Annotated in this window: 14 protein-coding genes and 1 tRNA gene; 8 read left to right on the top strand and 7 right to left on the bottom strand. The window is 60.9% G+C overall.

Annotated elements, in window-relative coordinates; translation table 11 throughout:
* The first annotated feature begins 50 nt into the window (after nucleotides 1-50).
* A complete protein-coding gene (locus tag E5180_RS08055; RefSeq protein ID WP_138923922.1) occupies nucleotides 51-1,211 on the top strand; it encodes a lytic murein transglycosylase in 1,161 nt (386 codons plus the stop codon).
* Nucleotides 1,212-1,239: 28 nt separating this feature from the next.
* On the opposite strand, the gene E5180_RS08050 is transcribed toward E5180_RS08055, so the two are convergent.
* The gene (locus tag E5180_RS08050; RefSeq protein ID WP_138923921.1) at nucleotides 1,240-2,121 is read right to left on the bottom strand and encodes a hydrogen peroxide-inducible genes activator; all 882 of its coding nucleotides are present in this window, start codon (nucleotides 2,119-2,121) and stop codon (nucleotides 1,240-1,242) included.
* A gap of 172 nt (nucleotides 2,122-2,293) precedes the next feature.
* Here E5180_RS08050 and katG point away from each other — a divergent pair, with 172 nt between their 5' ends.
* Entirely contained in the window at nucleotides 2,294-4,510 is a 2,217-nt protein-coding gene (gene katG, locus E5180_RS08045) for a catalase/peroxidase HPI (protein ID WP_138923920.1), read from the top strand.
* Nucleotides 4,511-4,605: 95 nt separating this feature from the next.
* On the opposite strand, the gene E5180_RS08040 is transcribed toward katG, so the two are convergent.
* The 5 genes from E5180_RS08040 to pcaC all read right to left on the bottom strand — a co-directional run bounded on the left by E5180_RS08040 (nucleotide 4,606) and on the right by pcaC (nucleotide 8,295).
* The gene (locus E5180_RS08040) at nucleotides 4,606-5,622 is read right to left on the bottom strand and encodes a glycosyltransferase family 2 protein (protein ID WP_254700431.1); all 1,017 of its coding nucleotides are present in this window, start codon (nucleotides 5,620-5,622) and stop codon (nucleotides 4,606-4,608) included.
* 130 nt (nucleotides 5,623-5,752) lie between these two features.
* The gene (locus E5180_RS08035; protein ID WP_138923919.1) at nucleotides 5,753-6,589 is read right to left on the bottom strand and encodes a 3-keto-5-aminohexanoate cleavage protein; all 837 of its coding nucleotides are present in this window, start codon (nucleotides 6,587-6,589) and stop codon (nucleotides 5,753-5,755) included.
* On the bottom strand, nucleotides 6,582-7,187 hold the full coding sequence (pcaG, locus tag E5180_RS08030) for a protocatechuate 3,4-dioxygenase subunit alpha (RefSeq protein ID WP_138923918.1): 606 nt from the start codon (nucleotides 7,185-7,187) through the stop codon (nucleotides 6,582-6,584). Before pcaG ends, E5180_RS08035 begins: the two co-directional genes overlap by 8 nt.
* Nucleotides 7,187-7,918, bottom strand: a complete 732-nt coding sequence (gene pcaH / locus E5180_RS08025; RefSeq protein ID WP_138923917.1) for a protocatechuate 3,4-dioxygenase subunit beta — start codon at nucleotides 7,916-7,918, stop codon at nucleotides 7,187-7,189. The genes pcaG and pcaH overlap by 1 nt, the downstream gene beginning before the upstream one ends.
* Nucleotides 7,915-8,295, bottom strand: coding sequence for a 4-carboxymuconolactone decarboxylase (gene pcaC, locus E5180_RS08020; RefSeq protein WP_138923916.1), 381 nt, complete (start codon nucleotides 8,293-8,295; stop codon nucleotides 7,915-7,917). Before pcaC ends, pcaH begins: the two co-directional genes overlap by 4 nt.
* A gap of 245 nt (nucleotides 8,296-8,540) precedes the next feature.
* Between pcaC and E5180_RS08015 the strand changes: the two genes are divergently transcribed.
* The 4 genes from E5180_RS08015 (at nucleotide 8,541) to E5180_RS08000 (ending at nucleotide 13,134) form a co-directional block, all read left to right on the top strand.
* Nucleotides 8,541-9,653, top strand: coding sequence for an S-(hydroxymethyl)glutathione dehydrogenase/class III alcohol dehydrogenase (locus E5180_RS08015; protein ID WP_138925160.1), 1,113 nt, complete (start codon nucleotides 8,541-8,543; stop codon nucleotides 9,651-9,653).
* A gap of 175 nt (nucleotides 9,654-9,828) precedes the next feature.
* A complete protein-coding gene (locus E5180_RS08010) occupies nucleotides 9,829-10,287 on the top strand; it encodes a (2Fe-2S)-binding protein (protein ID WP_138923915.1) in 459 nt (152 codons plus the stop codon).
* A gap of 1 nt (nucleotide 10,288) precedes the next feature.
* A complete protein-coding gene (locus tag E5180_RS08005; protein ID WP_138923914.1) occupies nucleotides 10,289-12,529 on the top strand; it encodes a xanthine dehydrogenase family protein molybdopterin-binding subunit in 2,241 nt (746 codons plus the stop codon).
* A complete protein-coding gene (locus E5180_RS08000; protein ID WP_138923913.1) occupies nucleotides 12,526-13,134 on the top strand; it encodes a hypothetical protein in 609 nt (202 codons plus the stop codon). The genes E5180_RS08005 and E5180_RS08000 overlap by 4 nt, the downstream gene beginning before the upstream one ends.
* 9 nt (nucleotides 13,135-13,143) lie before the next feature.
* Here E5180_RS08000 and E5180_RS07995 read toward each other — a convergent pair whose 3' ends face one another.
* The gene (locus E5180_RS07995; protein WP_138923912.1) at nucleotides 13,144-14,658 is read right to left on the bottom strand and encodes a malonate--CoA ligase; all 1,515 of its coding nucleotides are present in this window, start codon (nucleotides 14,656-14,658) and stop codon (nucleotides 13,144-13,146) included.
* A gap of 155 nt (nucleotides 14,659-14,813) precedes the next feature.
* Here E5180_RS07995 and E5180_RS07990 point away from each other — a divergent pair.
* Nucleotides 14,814-14,887 (top strand) — tRNA-Gly (locus E5180_RS07990).
* Between the two features lie 136 nt (nucleotides 14,888-15,023).
* Nucleotides 15,024-16,823, top strand: coding sequence for an ABC transporter transmembrane domain-containing protein (locus E5180_RS07985; RefSeq protein ID WP_138923911.1), 1,800 nt, complete (start codon nucleotides 15,024-15,026; stop codon nucleotides 16,821-16,823).
* The last annotated feature ends 50 nt before the right edge of the window (nucleotides 16,824-16,873 follow it).

Raw genomic sequence — 16,873 nt, 5'->3', positions numbered from 1 at the left:
CTCTTCGGCTATTCTATGCCGAAGTCATAATGAATAAGGGCGCGGGCAGTATGAGTATTTCAAGAAGAAGTTTTGCAGTCGGAGTGGCCGCGTTGGGCCTTGCGGCATGTACCACGGGGAACAGGGCGGGCAGCTTTGCACCGCGTGGCGATGCGGGGCTGGCAGCAGACCTACAGCCGCAGCCGAATGCAGGCTATGATGCGTGGGTGTCGGCGTTCAAGTCACGTGCCGCTGCGCAAGGGGTTTCCGACAGCACGCTGCGCCGTGGCTTTGCCGGTACGGGCTATCTGCCGGGCGTCGTCAAGCGCGACCGCAACCAGACCGAGTTCAGTCGCTCGCTTGAAGATTACCTCGCCATTGCCGCATCGGATGAACGGGTCACTAAGGGACGCGCCGCGTTTGCGCGTCACCAAGGCGTGCTGCGCCAGATCGAAGCACGCTATGGCGTACCCGCCGAAGTGGTCACCGCCGTTTGGGGGCTTGAAAGCTTTTACGGTGAGCGACGCGGGAATGTCCCCGTCGTGTCGGCCACATCGACGCTGGCCTATGACGGACGTCGCGGGGCGTTCTTTGAAAAGCAGCTGATCGCGGCACTGCGCATCCTTGAACGCGGCGATGTGTCGGCAGCCGGTCTGACCGGAAGCTGGGCCGGCGCGATGGGGCACACGCAGTTCATCCCCACCTCCTACCAGTCCTTCGCGGTGGATTTCACCGGTGATGGTAAGCGCGACATCTGGTCGGATGACCCGTCGGATTCGCTGGCCTCGACCGCGGCCTATCTGGCGAAGTCAGGCTGGAAATCCGACCAGAAATGGGGCGCAGAGATGGGCACAGCGGCGGCAAGCTCTGCCACGCCGATACAAATCTTGCAGCCGGATGCAGGCGGGCCACGCTTTGCGATCTTTAACAACTTCAAAGCGATCAAGCGCTACAATAACTCGGACAATTACGCGATTGGCGTCGGGCATCTGTCGGACCGTATCGCGGGGGGCGGGCCAATTCAGGCAAGCTTTGGACCGGACAAATACGGGCTGACGATCGAAGACCGCAAGGCGTTGCAGGAACGGCTGACGGCACGCGGGTTTGATACCGACGGCACCGACGGCGTGATTGGCCCGAACAGCCGCAAGGCGATCACCGCGTACCAGCAAAGCCAAGGTTTGCCCGCAAGCGGTGACCCCTCTCGCGCGCTGCTGGCACGGTTGGGCTAACACCGCGATAAAACATTGATCCGTTCGGTCAGGTCGGGCGGATCAGATCGGCGATTTCGGACAGTTTGCTCGCCAGCGGGCTGGTTTTGCGCCAGATCATCCCCACGCGGCGCGTCGGTTCGGGCGCGGGAAAGGCGTTGACCGCCACCTGTGCCGACCGCGTTTCAACCGCGACCGCCATTTCGGGGATCAGCGTGACGCCGATACCCGCACCGACCATCTGCACTAGTGTGGACAGTGAACTCGCATCCAGCCCCTCGCGCGCGGTTTCCGACTGCATATCGCAAAACGACAGGGCCTGATCGCGGAAACAGTGCCCTTCCTCAAGCAAAAGCAGCTTCATCTCGTTCAAGCGCGCACTGCTGGGGATCGGCTTGTCACGGTCTGCCTTGGGGCGGACCAGCATGAATTTCTCGTCGAACAGGGCAACTTCGGTCAGTGACGGCTCTGATACGGGCAGGGCAACAATGGCAGTGTCGATGCGCCCCTCTGTCAATTCAGAGATCAGACGTGGCGTCATTGTTTCGCGGACGTGGATATCCAGCGCGGGGTTCATCTGCGTCAGCTTGGTGATGATCGAGGGCAGCAGATAAGGGCCGATGGTGGGGATGATTCCGATTCTCAGCCGGCCCATCAGCCCGTCCTTGGACGCCCGTGCCATATCCTGCAGCTCGTCCACGCCTTGTAAAATCGCCCGTACGCGCGGCGCGAAATCGACGCCAAAGCTGGTCAGCGTGATAGTGCGTCCGCCGCGATCAAACAGGGGCGTCTGCAGGTTCTGCTCTAGCTCCTTGATTTGTACCGACAAGGCAGGCTGCGAAATCGCGCAAGACTCAGCGGCGTGGCCGAAATGACGGTGATGGGCGACGGCCTCGAAATAGCGAAGCTGCTTTAGGGTGATGTTGGTCATAGCTTATAGTTATCAAACTGATAGGAAATGCCAACTTAAACTAATCAATAACTCCTGTTAGAACGGTTCCAGAAAGAAGGGGGCGGGCCGATTGGACCCTTACCCCTGACATCCATCCCCCGTGCCGCGCCGCATGCGTCGCGCACCCAGACAGATAAAAACGGAGACCACCATGGACGGAAACGACGTCGAAAACATCAGCAAATGCCCGGTTGTCGGCAGCCACGGCCGCAACTCAAAGCGCGGTGCGCGGTCGTTGAACGAATGGTGGCCGAACCAGCTGAACCTCAAGCTGCTGCACCAAAACACCATCGATTCGAACCCGCTTGGCCCGGACTTCAACTATGCTGAAGAGTTCAAGAAACTGGACATCGAGGCGGTCAAGGCAGACCTGCACGCGCTGATGACAGATTCGCAGGACTGGTGGCCTGCAGACTACGGCCACTACGGCCCTTTCTTCATCCGTATGGCGTGGCACGCAGCGGGCACCTACCGTACGGCGGATGGCCGTGGCGGGTCCAGCACGGGCACACAGCGTTTTGCGCCGCTCAACAGCTGGCCGGATAACGCCAACCTCGACAAAGCGCGCCGCCTGCTGTGGCCGATCAAACTGAAATACGGCAACCAGATTTCATGGGGCGATCTGATCATCCTGTGCGGGAACATCTCGCTTGAATCGATGGGCTTGAAAACATTCGGCTTCGCCGGTGGCCGTGTGGACCGTTGGGAACCCGAAGAGGACGTCTATTGGGGCCCCGAAGACGAATGGCTGGGCAGCAAGCGTTATAGCGAAGAGCGCGCATTGGAAGACCCGCTGGCCGCCGTGCAAATGGGCCTGATCTATGTGAACCCCGAAGGGCCAGACGGCAAACCCGATCTGCAAGGGTCGGCCAATGACATCCGCGACACCTTTGGCCGGATGGCAATGAACGACTATGAAACCGTGGCGCTGATCGCGGGTGGTCACACCTTTGGTAAGGCGCACGGTGCCGTGGGCGGCGAGAATGCCGGCCCCGATCCCGAAGCGTCGCCACTGGAAAGTCAGGGCTTTGGCTGGACCAACAAGCACGAGACCGGCCACGGCATCCACGCCTTGACCAGCGGGCTTGAAGGCGCATGGTCGCAGACCCCGACAAGCTGGGACATGACCTATTTCGACAACCTGCTGGGGCTCGAGTGGGAAATGACCAAAAGCCCTGCCGGTGCCGTGCAGTGGACGCCAAAGAATGGCGACGCCGCAGGCACCGTGCCGGATGCGCATGACCCGTCTAAACGTCACGCGCCTATCATGTTCACCTCTGACCTCGCGCTGCGCGAAGACCCCGAGTATTTCAAAATCTCGACGCGTTTTCACGAGAACCCCGAGGAATTCGCCGATGCCTTTGCCCGTGCATGGTTCAAACTGACCCACCGCGACATGGGGCCGATTGCCCGCTATTTGGGCAACGACGTGCCAAGCGAGGAGCTGATCTGGCAAGACCCGATCCCCGCCGTGACGCATGCGTTGGTGGATGACGCGGACGTTGCATCGCTGAAAGCCAAAGTGCTGGCATCGGGCCTAAGCGTTCAGGAACTGGTAGCCACCGCTTGGGGCTCTGCCGCGACCTTCCGCGGGTCGGACAAACGCGGTGGTGCCAATGGCGCGCGCATCCGTCTGGCACCGCAGAAAGACTGGCCAGTGAACGAACCCGATCAGTTGGCCAAAGTGCTGGACGTACTGGAAGGCATCCGTGCCGAGTTCAACGGCGCCCAGTCAGGCGACAAGGAAATCTCGGTCGCTGACCTGATCGTGTTGGCCGGTGCGGCCGGGATCGAGAAAGCTGCAAAGGACGCAGGCCACGACGTGACTGTGCCCTTCGCACCAGGCCGCGGCGATGCTTCGCTTGAGCAGACCGAAGTCGATTCCGTTGCCTATCTCGAGCCTGTGACAGATGGCTTCCGCAACTTTGCCAAGACACGCTATTCGGTCACCACGGCAGAGCTGCTGGTGGATCGTGCCCAGCTTCTGACGCTGACCGCGCCGGAAATGACTGTGTTGGTCGGTGGTATGCGTGCACTGGACGTGAACGTAGGCCGCTCCAAACACGGCGTGTTCACAGATGCGCCCGGTACGTTGAACAACGATTTCTTCACCACGCTGCTGGACATGGGCACCGTGTGGTCGAAGGCGGAAGAGACTGCCACCGACGACATCTACGAGGGCCGCGACCGCGCCACGGGTGAGCTCAAGCACACCGGTACCGCTGTCGATCTGCTGTTCGGGTCGAACTCGCAGCTGCGCGCCATCGGGGAAGTGTATGCCGGCGACGTCGCGAAAGAGAAATTCGTCACTGACTTTGTGGCGGCATGGACCAAGGTGATGAACCTTGATCGTTTCGACCTCGCGTAAACACGCGTAACGACACTCCAAGGCGCGGCCGGTCTCCGGTCGCGCCTTTTTTTATGCCAGTGTCCTTTGTGGGACGGGGCGCGGGTAGAGGCCCGTCAGGTGCCGACGTGGCGCAACAAATGGGCCTGTGTTTGCTCGGCGGTCGGGGGCATGCTGGTACCCAGCAACAGCAGATGCCAGTAAAACTGAACCTCGGCGGGGTCCGCCATCAGCGCAGCAAAGGCGTCTTGGTGCCACTGGATCGCAGCCTCATGCGCGGCAGCGACGCCCGTCAGGGCCCGCAGGCGGGTCATCTCTGCCGTAGTCGCGGCCATCATCGGGTCGATCATCGTGTCTTTGACCGTGTTGAAATTCCGTTCCGCCCAGTAATGCAGGTCCAGTGGCTTGGTCGTCCGGTTGGGCAGGCCGCGTCCGCGTTTGACCATGAACTCTGCCGCTGACCGCAAGGAATAGTGGTTCAACCGCGCCCGCGCATGAGTCTGTAGGGCGCCGAATATATTGATCCGGTTGTCATTTTCGGCGAACCCGTCCGGGGCTGCCTGCACACCGCCAAGATTCCACTGCGGGCTGGTGCTGCCCTTTTTCTTGGGTCGGTGCACACCGAGCTTCTGAAAGGCCGCGGGGCGGTGCAGGGTTTTGAAAAAGCTGCCAGCGGGTAGGTGAAAGGGCTCGGGTGCGGCACGGCTAAACCGGAGCGGGGTCAACGCGTCCTGCAGAGCCTCTTGGCCATCCGCACCGAAAAATCGCCACGGCAGGGCGATCGCATCGGTGTCAGCGGGAACCGCGGCAATCAGATCAGTGAGGCTGCGCATCGGAGCCTGAAGGCACAAGAATTCGTCACAATCAAAGAACAGCGCCCAATCGGCCTGCTTCATCAGATCATGCTGATCCGCCAGCCGCATCGCTTGCCACTGAACCGATTTATCGCCCTCGGGCAGAAAAGGTACATGGGTCACGTCGCCAAGCAGATCCAGCAGTTCTGGCGTGCCATCAGTGCAATCATGCGTGAAAATTAGAAAATCGGTCACCCCCGCGGCGCGGTGATGCGCGATCCATTCAAGGCAGTAGGGCCCTTCGTTGCGCATACAGGTTACAGCAAGGATACGTGTCACGTGGGGTCCTTGGGTTAAGGGGCGGGCGTTTGCCATATGGGTTTAATGCGGTTCAGGCCAAATGCAATCTGCGCCAGGGCCGGTGCCGCCCCCGCTTTATGGTGCCACAAGCGGGGGCAGTAAAAAGCGGTTAATCCGCGACGCTGCGCAGCCCGAGAATGTCGCGCGCTTGCTGCCATGTCGCAACGGGTCGTTCGTATTTCTCGCACAGATCTGCGGCACGCTTGATCAAGGCCGCGTTCGACGGGGCCAGCGTGTCTTTGTCCAGACGTACGTTGTCTTCTAGGCCGGCACGCGTGTGGCCGCCGGCGGCAATGGCCCATTCGTTCACGACAATCTGGTTAGGCCCGATTCCTGCGGCACACCAAGCGGCCTCGGGGGCCCGCGCCTTCATCTGTGCCACATAGAAATCAAAGACTTCTTTGTCGGCGGGCATGGCGTTTTTGACGCCCATGACGAATTGCACATACAGCCGCCCGAACAGTTTGCCGTTCTTGTGGTGCTGGATGGCTTGCAAGATATGGCTAAGGTCAAAGGCCTCGATCTCGGGAACGACTTCGTAGGTGCGCATTTCCGACGCCAGCCATTCCACCAGATCCGGCGGGTTCTCGTAAACGCGGGTGGGAAAGTTGTTCGACCCCACCGACAAAGACGCCATGTCGGGCCGCAAGGACAGCATGCCGCCACGCGCCTCGCCCGCACCGGACCGCCCGCCCGTCGAGAACTGGATGATCATGCCGGGGCAGTGTTTCTCGATGCCCTCTTTCAGCCGCGCGAATTTTTCAGGGTCCGACGAGGGGGTCTCGTCGTCGTTGCGCACATGAGCGTGGCAGATGCTCGCCCCGGCCTCGAATGCCGCATGGGTGCTTTCGATCTGTTCGTTGATCGTGACAGGCACATTGGGGTTGGCGGCTTTGGTGGGCACGCTGCCGGTGATGGCAACGCAAAGAATGCATGGATCAGACATCTAGGAACACTGTCTCTTTCTCGCCCTGAAGATAAATATCAAACCGATAGACGCCATCGGCCTCTTTCTCCGCGATCAGGGTCGGTACGCGGTTTTGATGTTCGATGCGGGTCAGCAACGGGTCTGCGCTGTTGTCGGTATCGGGGAAATACATGCGTGTATTCAAGCCGATATTGATACCCCGCGCGACAATCCACAAGCTGATATGCGGGGCCATCATCCGCCCGTCAGGAAAGGGCACGGCACCGGGTCGGATGGTGTGGAACACCCACTCGCCGGTGTCATAATCCCCCGCCTTGCGTCCCCAGCCGGTGAAGTTCGGGTCCGCCGCGCCGCGTGGATCGTTGCCGGGGTAAAGTCCCGCGGCATCGGCCTGCCATATCTCGATCATGGCATCCTTGATCGCGGTGCCGGTGCCGTCAAAGACCGTGCCCCTGAGGGTGATCCGTTCGCCCTTGGTATCGGCATTGACCATCTGCGCGCCCAGATCCTCAGGGTAAACACCGGTGATATCGCAAAAATTAGGCACGCAGCCGATATGGACATAGGGCCCTGCTGTCTGGGACGGGCTTTCTTTCAACTGGGTCAGCTCTTGCATCAGGTCCCCTCCATCCGGTTTTCAAACAGGGTCGACCGGCGGCCCCGTAGCACAATATCGAACTTATAGGCGCGGGCATCCATTGGCACGGTATTGTCCATGTCCAGCGGTGCGATCAGCTGTTCAACGGCGGCGCGTGACGGGATGCTTTGGACAATGGGGCATTTCCAGATCAGCGGGTCGCCGTCAAAATACATCTGGGTGATCAGCCGTTGCGCAAACCCCTGTCCAAACACGGAAAAATGGATATGCGCCGGGCGCCAGTCGTTCCCCCCATTTGGCCAAGGATAGGCACCGGGTTTGACCGTGCGCAGGCTATAGCCGCCGTTCTCGTCCGTCACCGTGCGCCCGCAACCGCCAAAATTGGGGTCGAGCGGGGCCAGATAGCCCTCTTTCTTATGGCGATAGCGCCCGCCCGCATTGGCCTGCCAGAACTCCAACAAGGCACCCGGCACGCCGCGCCCGTTCTGGTCCAGCACACGACCATGCACGATGATCCGCTGACCAATCGCCATCTCGCCTTCGGCGGCGTAGTTAAGGATCAGATCGTTATCCAGTGCGCCCAGCATGTTGTGGCCAAAGACCGGTCCGGTCTGCTCGCTCAACGTTGTGTTCATGGAAATCAGCGCCTTTTGTGGCGACCGCACAACCGACGTCTTATAGGCCGGTGCCAGCGCGGGCGGATGCCAGTTGCGGTCTCGGTGAAAGAACGCTCCGTTCTGATCGGTCATTCGCCGGCTTCCATTTCCTGATAGGTTTGTTTCGCGAGCTTAAGCGCATGGTTCGCCTTTGGCACCCCCGCATAGATGGCAACATGCTGGAACGCCTCTATCACGTCGGATTTGCTGGCACCGGTATTGGCGGTGGCACGGATGTGCATCGGGATCTCGTCAAAATTGCCGGTCGCCGCCAGCAACGCCAGCGTCAGCATTGATCGTTCGCGATGGCTGATCTTGTCACTCGCCCAGACCGTGCCCCAGGCTGCTTCGGTGATCAGGCTTTGAAACGGTGCATCCAGATCGGTCTTTGCCGCCTCGGCGCGGTCGACATGGGCGTCGCCCAAAACGGCGCGGCGGGTTTTCATTCCGATCTCGCTTCGGTCTACCATGGTCTTCTCCTCGGTCACGGAACGTCATCATTGTCGCAGAACCGATTGGACAGGAAAAACACGCGGCGCGCAAACGCATATCCGTGCTTCCAAAGGGTCTAAAATCCCGGGGGAGGGGCCGCAAAGCGGCTCCGGGGGCAGCGCCCCGAGTGGCAGACCTTGCCGCGTAGCCGTGCCCCCTTGACCTTGACAAATCGGCTCGTTTTCTCCCTTTTGTCCCAAACAGCAAAAGGACGCTTCTTATGATGAAAACACGCGCCGCCGTCGCCGTTGCCGCAGGTCAACCGCTTGAAGTGATGGACGTAAATCTGGAAGGCCCCAAGCGGGGTGAAGTCCTGATCGAAATCAAGGCCACGGGCCTGTGCCACACAGATGAATTCACCCGTTCGGGCGACGACCCCGAAGGTATCTTTCCCGCCATTCTGGGCCACGAGGGCGCGGGTGTTGTGCTGGAAATCGGCGAAGGCGTCACCACGCTCGAGGTCGGCGACCATGTTATCCCACTTTACACGCCCGAATGCCGCGAATGTGAATACTGCTTGTCGGGCAAAACCAACTTGTGTCAGGCGATCCGCGTGACCCAAGGTCAGGGCCTGCTGCCCGACGGCACAACGCGCTTTTCGATGATGGATGGCACGCCGATCCACCACTATATGGGGTGTTCCACCTTTGCCAACCACACGGTGATCCCCGAGATCGCGCTTGCCAAAGTCCGCAAGGACGCGCCGTTCGATAAAATCTGCTATATCGGCTGTGGTGTGACCACGGGCATCGGCGCGGTGATCAACACCGCCAAGGTCGAAATCGGCGCGCGCTGCGTGGTCTTTGGTTTGGGCGGCATCGGACTGAACGTCATCCAAGGCCTGCGCCTGGCCGGAGCCGACCAGATCGTCGGCGTCGATCTCAACGACGACAAAGAAGAGACGGGCCGCTACTTCGGCATGACAGACTTTGTGAACCCCAGCAAAGTCGAGGGTGATTTGGTGGCGCATCTGGTTGAATTGACCAAGGGCGGCGCGGACTATACTTTTGATGCGACGGGCAACACCAAAGTCATGCGTCAGGCGCTTGAAGCCGCACATAAGGGCTGGGGCGAAAGCATCATCATCGGTGTCGCACCGGCAGGGGCCGAAATCTCTACCCGTCCGTTCCAGCTGGTGACGGGTCGCGTCTGGAAAGGGACTGCATTCGGCGGGGCCAAGGGCCGCACCGACGTGCCCAAGATCGTCGACTGGTACATGAGCGGCAAAATCGAGATCGACCCGATGATCACCCACAAACTGACGCTGGACCAGATCAACGAAGGGTTCGAGCTGATGCACAAAGGTGAATCCATTCGTGCGGTCGTTGAATTCTAAGCGCGATTTCGTAAAATCTATGGCAAACGCCGTCCCAGTGGGGCGGCGTTTTATGCTTTCTACAGCCCCCTAGGCCATCATGTTTTGACCTGAGGGGAGAGGGGGCTGCGGGACAGGGTGGGTTTACCACTTCGTTCCCGCTGGTATTTATAGAGTGAACGTTGGGAGACAGGGCATGAAACTTACGGTGAATGGCGTGATCCATGATGTGGACGTCGAGGAAGACATGCCGATGCTGTGGGTCTTGCGCGATATTCTGGGCATCACGGGTCCAAAGTATGGGTGTGGCATCGCACAGTGCGGGGCCTGTACCGTGCATATGGACGGGATCGCGGTTCGCGCCTGCCAGCTGGCTGCCGGTGACGTAGAGGGCGAGATTACCACCATCGAGGGGTTGGGGACCCCCGCCGTGCGCCATGCCGTCCAAGAGGCATGGATCGACCTGCAGGTCGCGCAATGCGGCTACTGCCAATCGGGCCAGATCATGCAGGCGGCCTCTTTTCTTGAACTGAACCCGACGCCCACCGACGACCAGATCGACGCCGCCATGAGCGGCAACCTGTGTCGATGCGGTACCTATCCCCGTATCCGCGAGGCGGTAAAGACCGCCGCGCTCAAGCTCAAGGCGGTGTGATATGGGGCGCGTGAAAACCATTGCCCGCCGGAGCTTCCTTGTCGGCTCTGCTGCTGTTGCGGGGGGCGTTGTCTTTGGCACTTATCTTTACAAACGCGAGGGCGAAAACCCGCTGCTTGACGGGCTGAAACCCGGTGAAACCGCGATCACGCCTTACGTCAAGATCGATGCCCAAGGGGTCACCCTGATCACGCCGCGTGCGGATGTGGGGCAGGGTGCGTGGTCGATGCAGGCGCATATGATCGCAGAAGAGCTTGATATCAATCCGCGCAACGCCAAGCTGTCGCCCGGTCCGGCGGATGCGATCTATTACAATGGCGTTGTCGGCGCAGAGGCGCTGCCGATTGCCGCGACCTCTGACACGCTGCTGGCACGCGGCGGGCGCGGCGCGGTGGATGTTGTGGGCAAGCTGATGGGGCTGCATATCACCGGCGGGTCGTCGACTGTGCCCGATATGTACGACCGCCTACGTATGGCTGGTGCCGTCGCGCGCGAGACGTTGATCAAGGCCGCGATGAAACAGACCGGCCTGCCGCGCGATCAACTGGGCACCGAAGATGGTTGTATCGTGCTGCCGGACGGGTTGAAGATTGAATACATCGACCTTGCCAGCATCGCCGCCGAGATCGAGCCTGTGCAGGATGTCACCCTGCGCGACCCGTCGGAATGGCGCTATCTGACCAAGCCGCAAAAACGCACCGATGTGGTGGCCAAATCCACGGGCACGCAGATCTATGGCATCGATATGCAGATGGACGGTATGGTGATCGCCACGACCCGCACCAATCCGGCGATTGGCGGCGGGTTGAACAGTTTTGAGGCCGAAGTGGCGCAACAGATGCGCGGTGTGCATGCGGTTTTGCCGATCACCGGTGGCATTGCTGTGGTTGCCGATAACACATGGCGCGCGTTTCAAGCCGCGCAGGCGGTTGACTGTGACTGGGGGCCGTCGCCTTACATCGGCAACAGCGCCGACCAGTTCGCGGCAGTGGCGGCCTCCTTCACCGACGACCACCGCGACAGCCGTTTCAAGGATGAAGGCGACGTAGAGGAAGCGCTGCAAGACGCCTCAGTTGTCGAGGCAGAATACCGCATCCCCTATCTGGCCCACGCCCCGATGGAACCGATGAGCGTCGTGGTCAAGCTGACCGATGGACGCCTTGATATCTGGACCGGCACGCAAATCCCCCGCTTTGTCAAAGCCAACATGGCGCGGCTGACGGGGATAGATGGCGATGACATCCATGTGCATGTGCTGATGTCCGGCGGCAGTTTTGGGCGACGCCTTGAGGATGACTATATCGCCCAAGCGGTAGAGATCGCGATGCAGCTGCCCGACACGCCGATCAAGATGATCTGGCAGCGCGAAGAAGACTTCACCCATGACTTCCCGCGCCCGCTGGCGATTGCGCGCGGACGCGGAGCTGTGGCGGATGCCGGTATCGCAGCGTTTGATTTATCCATTGCCGCCCCTTCGGTCGCTGAATCCTCGCTCGCGCGGTTGAACCAACCCGCCTTTGGCCCAGACGTGGCGATTGTCGCAGGGGCATGGGACCAGCCGTTCCAGATCCCCAACTACCGCGTCACCGGCTACCGGACGCCCGCGATGGTGCCCGTCAGCTCGTGGCGGTCGGTGGGTGCGTCTGGCAACGGGTTTATGCATGAAAGCTTCATGGATGAAATGTGCCATGCCGCCGGCGTCGACCCGCTGCAAGAAAGACTGCGCCTGTGCTGGCACGATGCCTCGCGCAAGGTCTTGGAAGCCGTGGGCGAGATGTCGGAGTGGGGCAGCGATCTGGGGCCGAACCGCGGGCGGGGGCTGGCCTTTACGCTGGCCTTTGGCGTGCCCGTGGCCGAGGTGGTCGAGGTCACCAACACCTCCGACGGCATTCGCATCGACAAAGTCTTTGTTGCCGCCGATGTGGGCCGCGTGCTGGACCCTGTGAACTTTGAGGCGCAGCTGCAAGGCGGCGTGATCTTTGGCTTGGGCCACGCGATGAACTGCGAGCTGACCTATCGCGACGGCGTGGCAGAGCAGGATAACTACCACGTGTACGAGGGCATGCGGCTGTATCAGACCCCGCAGATTATGGTGCGCGGGCTTGAGAATGGCGACAAGATCAGGGGTATCGGCGAACCCGCCGTGCCCCCTGCCGCGCCCGCCTTGGCCAATGCGATCTTTGCCGCCACAGGGCAGCGTATCCGTGAACTGCCGCTGTCTAAGTCGATCGATTTTGTATGAATATTTTTCGCCTAGCGGCCGCTGGCGTGATCGGGTTTGTGCTGTCCATGGCAAGTGCTGCGGTGGCGCAAGACGCGTCCGATCGCGCCGCGGCGCTGGCCGCGTGGGATGATATTCACGCCGTCGTCACGCATCCGCGCTGCACCAATTGCCACGTCGGCCCCTCTGGTCTGCCCCTGTGGGAAGGGCTGGAACGCGGCGAAACGTTGGGAAAGGAGCTGGTGCACGGCATGAATGTGCGTGCCGATGACAGCCGCATCGGAGCGGAAACAATGCCATGCCGGACCTGTCACATCAGCGCCGCGTCAGCCAACAGCGTGCCCCATGCACCGCCGATGATTGCAGATGCGTGGCGGCTTCCCCCGATTGAGATGACGTGGAAAGGCAAAACCAGCGCCGAGATTTGCGTGCAGTTGCGTGACCCCGACCGCAACGGTGCTTTCACGCCCGAAGAACTGTCCGATCACGTCGGCACCTCGGCCTTTGTCGCGTGGGGGTTCGACCCCGGCGCAGGGCGCGTGGCCGCCCCCGGATCAATCCCCGAGATGCAGGAAGCGCTGGCAATTTGGGTAGCAGGCGGGACACCCTGTGTCGGCGACCCGTAAAACGCGCGGTTATGCTGTAAACAGGTCTGCGTAAATCTCGCGCAGCAGGTTCTTTTGCACCTTACCCATCGTGTTGCGGGGCAGGGCGTCGACCACCACCAAGCGGCGCGGACACTTGAACCGTGCCAGTGCTTGCCCGATGGTTTGCGACAGTGCATCAAGGTCCAGATCAGCGGTACCATCGGCCACCAGCACGCCGACAGGGGCCTCACCCAGATCGGCATGAGGCACGCCAATCACCGCGCTTTCCAGCACGCCGGGTTGATCGTCAAGCACCTGTTCGACTTCTTTGGGATAGATATTGTAGCCGCCCGAGATGATCAGGTCTTTGCCGCGTCCGACGATTTGCACATAGCCGTGATCGTCGATCAGCCCCAAATCTCCGGTGATGAAAAAGCCGTCTTCGCGCAGTTCTGCGGCGGTTTTCTCGGGCATTTGCCAATAGCCCTGAAACACATTTGGCCCGCGCACTTCGACGACGCCTATGTCGCCTTGGGGCACGGTCTCTCCGGTTTCGGGATCGCAAATCTTGAGCTCGACACCCGGTAGCGGGGTGCCCACCGTGCCCCCGCGTCGTGGTCCGTCATAGGGGTTTGACGTGTTCATATTGGTCTCCGTCATCCCGTAACGTTCCAGAATACGGTGACCTGTGCGCTCTTCGAACTGCTTGTGAGTTTCCGCCAGCAGCGGCGCAGAGCCCGAAATGAACAGCCGCATATGTGCGGTCAATCCGGCGGTGAAATCATCAGAGGAGAGTAAGCGGGTGTAGAACGTCGGCACGCCCATCAGCGCGGTGGCCTGCGGCATAAATCGGATCAACTGGTCGATATCAAGTTTGGGTAGGAACACCATCGCGCCGCCACTCAGTAGCATGATGTTGGTCGCCACAAACAACCCGTGGGTGTGAAAAATCGGCAGCGCGTGCAGCAGCACATCAGCCTTGGTGAAGTGCCAGACATCGACAAGGGTTTCGGCGTTGCTGAGCAGGTTTTGCTGGCTCAGCATTGCCCCCTTGGACCGGCCCGTTGTGCCGGAGGTGTAGAGGAACGCGGCCAGATCCTCTGCGGTGCGGTCTACGGTGTCGAATGTGTCGGGCAGTGTGGCTGCCAGATCGCGCAGCGTGCCGCGGCCGGTGGCGTCCATGGTTTCAACAGCCGCGCCAGCGACAGCGGCAACGGGGGCCAGTGCGCTGACATCGGCAGGATCACAAACCAGCAGCCGCGCACCTGAGTTGCCGACGAAGTAATCCACCTCGGACGCGGTGTAGCCGGGGTTGAGCGGCAAAAACACCAGCCCCGCCTGAACACAGGCCGCATAAAGCGCCAGCGCATCGGGGGATTTGCCGATTTGCACCGCCACACGGTCGCCCACTGTCAGCCCCTTGTCGGCAAACGCGTTGGCATAGCGTGCGGCAGAGCGGATGAATTGATCATGGGTGATGGTGCGCCCGTCGGGCAGGATCAGAAATGCCGTGGATTGCCCGATATGGCGACCGAATAAAGCGTCGTAAAGCGGGTTGGGCATTGTCGTCTCCTTGTGTTCTTTCGCGTTGCCGAATTTGCGTCATTGGTCGGACGAGGTAAAGGGCGGCGAGCGGCGCATTCTGATCTTTCCGACATCTTGCCCTCGCAGACGGCCTTGACGACCCGTGGCGGATGACTTACCTCTCCTTTCGTAGCGCGGGCGTTGTGTAATGGTAAGACCTCTGCCTTCCACGCAGAAGACGCGGGTTCGATTCCCGCCGCCCGCTCCACTCTTTCCTGAAATTCCTTTGATTACCCGCATTTGCGCTGGATCAATGCGCTTTTGTCGCAAGTTCGCTAAGGGGGCAGCACTTGACCCCGCGCGGCGTGCGGGCGATGACACAGCAGCACTCCAAAGGATATCACATGGCACGTACCCCGACGCCCGGCCCCGGCACCGAAGAACGCGAAAAATCGCGTGAGCTGGGGGCCCTGCGCGCGCTGCTGCCGTTTCTCGCGCCGTATCGGGGGCTGATGATCGCTGCCATACTGGCGCTGGTACTGACGGCGATGATTTCGTTGACGCTGCCCTTAGCTGTGCGCCGGGTGATCGACACCTTTGGCAGCGGCGAGGCCGAATTGCTGGACCAGTATTTTGTGGCGGCCCTGATCATCGCAGGGCTGTTGGCCGTCGGCACGGGGCTGCGCTATGCGCTTGTCACCCGCTTTGGCGAGAGGGTCGTCGCTGATATCCGCAAGGCCGTGTTCGACCGCGTCATTTCCATGAGCCCCGCGTTCTACGAGAACCTGATGACGGGCGAGGTGCTCAGCCGGATCACGACCGACACGACGTTGATTCTGTCGGTGATCGGGTCGTCGATGTCGATCGCATTGCGCAATATGCTGATCGTGACCGGTGGTCTGGTGCTGATGTTGTTTACCTCGGCCAAGCTGACGGCGATGGTGCTGCTGATCGTGCCCGCGGTAATTGTGCCCATTCTTGTGTTGGGGCGTCGCCTGCGCGTGCTAAGTCGCGAAAATCAGGACTGGATCGCGGCGAGCTCGGGGAATGCGTCCGAAAGCCTTGGTGCAGTGCAGACCGTACAGGCCTTTACCAACGAGGCCGCCAGTCAGGCGCAGTTCGGGCAGATGACCGAAGCGTCCTATGATGCTGCACAGCGGCGGATAAAGACCCGTGCGCTGATGACAATTATTGTGATCTTTTTGGTCTTTGCCGGTGTGGTGGGCGTCTTGTGGATGGGCGCGCGCGATGTGCGTGCCGATCAGATGAGCCCCGGTGCGCTGGTCCAGTTCGTGATCTACGCCGTCATGGTCGCAGGCGGGGTCGCCGCCCTGTCCGAGATTTGGGGCGAATTGCAGCGTGCCGCCGGCGCGACAGAGCGTCTGGTCGAACTTCTGCGCACGCAAGACACCGTGCAAGACCCTGAAACCGACATTGCCTTGCCCACCCCCGTCGCAGGGCGCATTGCCTTTGAGAATGTGCATTTCACCTACCCTGCGCGCCCCGGCGTTCAGGCGCTGGACGGGATCAATCTGTCGATCAACCCCGGTGAAACGGTCGCTTTTGTCGGCCCGTCGGGCGCTGGCAAAACAACGATCATCCAGTTGATCCTGCGGTTCTATGACCCCGCCTCGGGGCGGATTACCCTTGATGGTGTTGACCTGCGCGACGTGTCGCGTGCGGTCTTCCGGCAGTCGGTTGCCCTTGTCCCGCAAGATCCGGTGATCTTTGCGGCCTCTGCCCGCGAAAACATCCGCTTTGGCCGCCCCGACGCCACAGACTCGGAAATCACCGCCGCCGCCGAGGCAGCCGCCGCGCACGGGTTCATCACCGCGCTACCCGACGGCTACGATAGCTACTTGGGCGAGCGTGGGGTGATGCTGTCGGGCGGGCAAAAGCAACGTATCGCCATCGCCCGCGCCATCTTGCGCGACGCGCCGGTGCTGCTGTTGGACGAAGCGACCAGCGCCTTGGACGCCGAAAGCGAACGTGCGGTGCAGGCCGCCGTGGACCGACTGAGCGCAGACCGCACCACCCTGATTGTCGCGCACCGTCTGGCAACCGTGAAAAAGGCCGACCGCATCGTTGTGCTGGAAGCAGGGCAGATCGTCGATATGGGCACCCATGACGAACTGGTGACCAAAGGCGGGCTTTATGCGCGGCTGGCACGGCTACAATTCACCGACGGGCGCGATGACGCATAAAAAAACCTTGTGAAATGCTTGGCGAGGTGGAAACACTCGTACCCGAGTGG

The sequence above is a fragment of the Sulfitobacter sp. BSw21498 genome (genome assembly GCF_006064855.1).
Taxonomy (GTDB): Bacteria; Pseudomonadota; Alphaproteobacteria; order Rhodobacterales; family Rhodobacteraceae; genus Sulfitobacter.
Note: the sequence above shows the minus strand (reverse complement) of the source record. Positions and strands in the feature narration are given on the sequence as shown.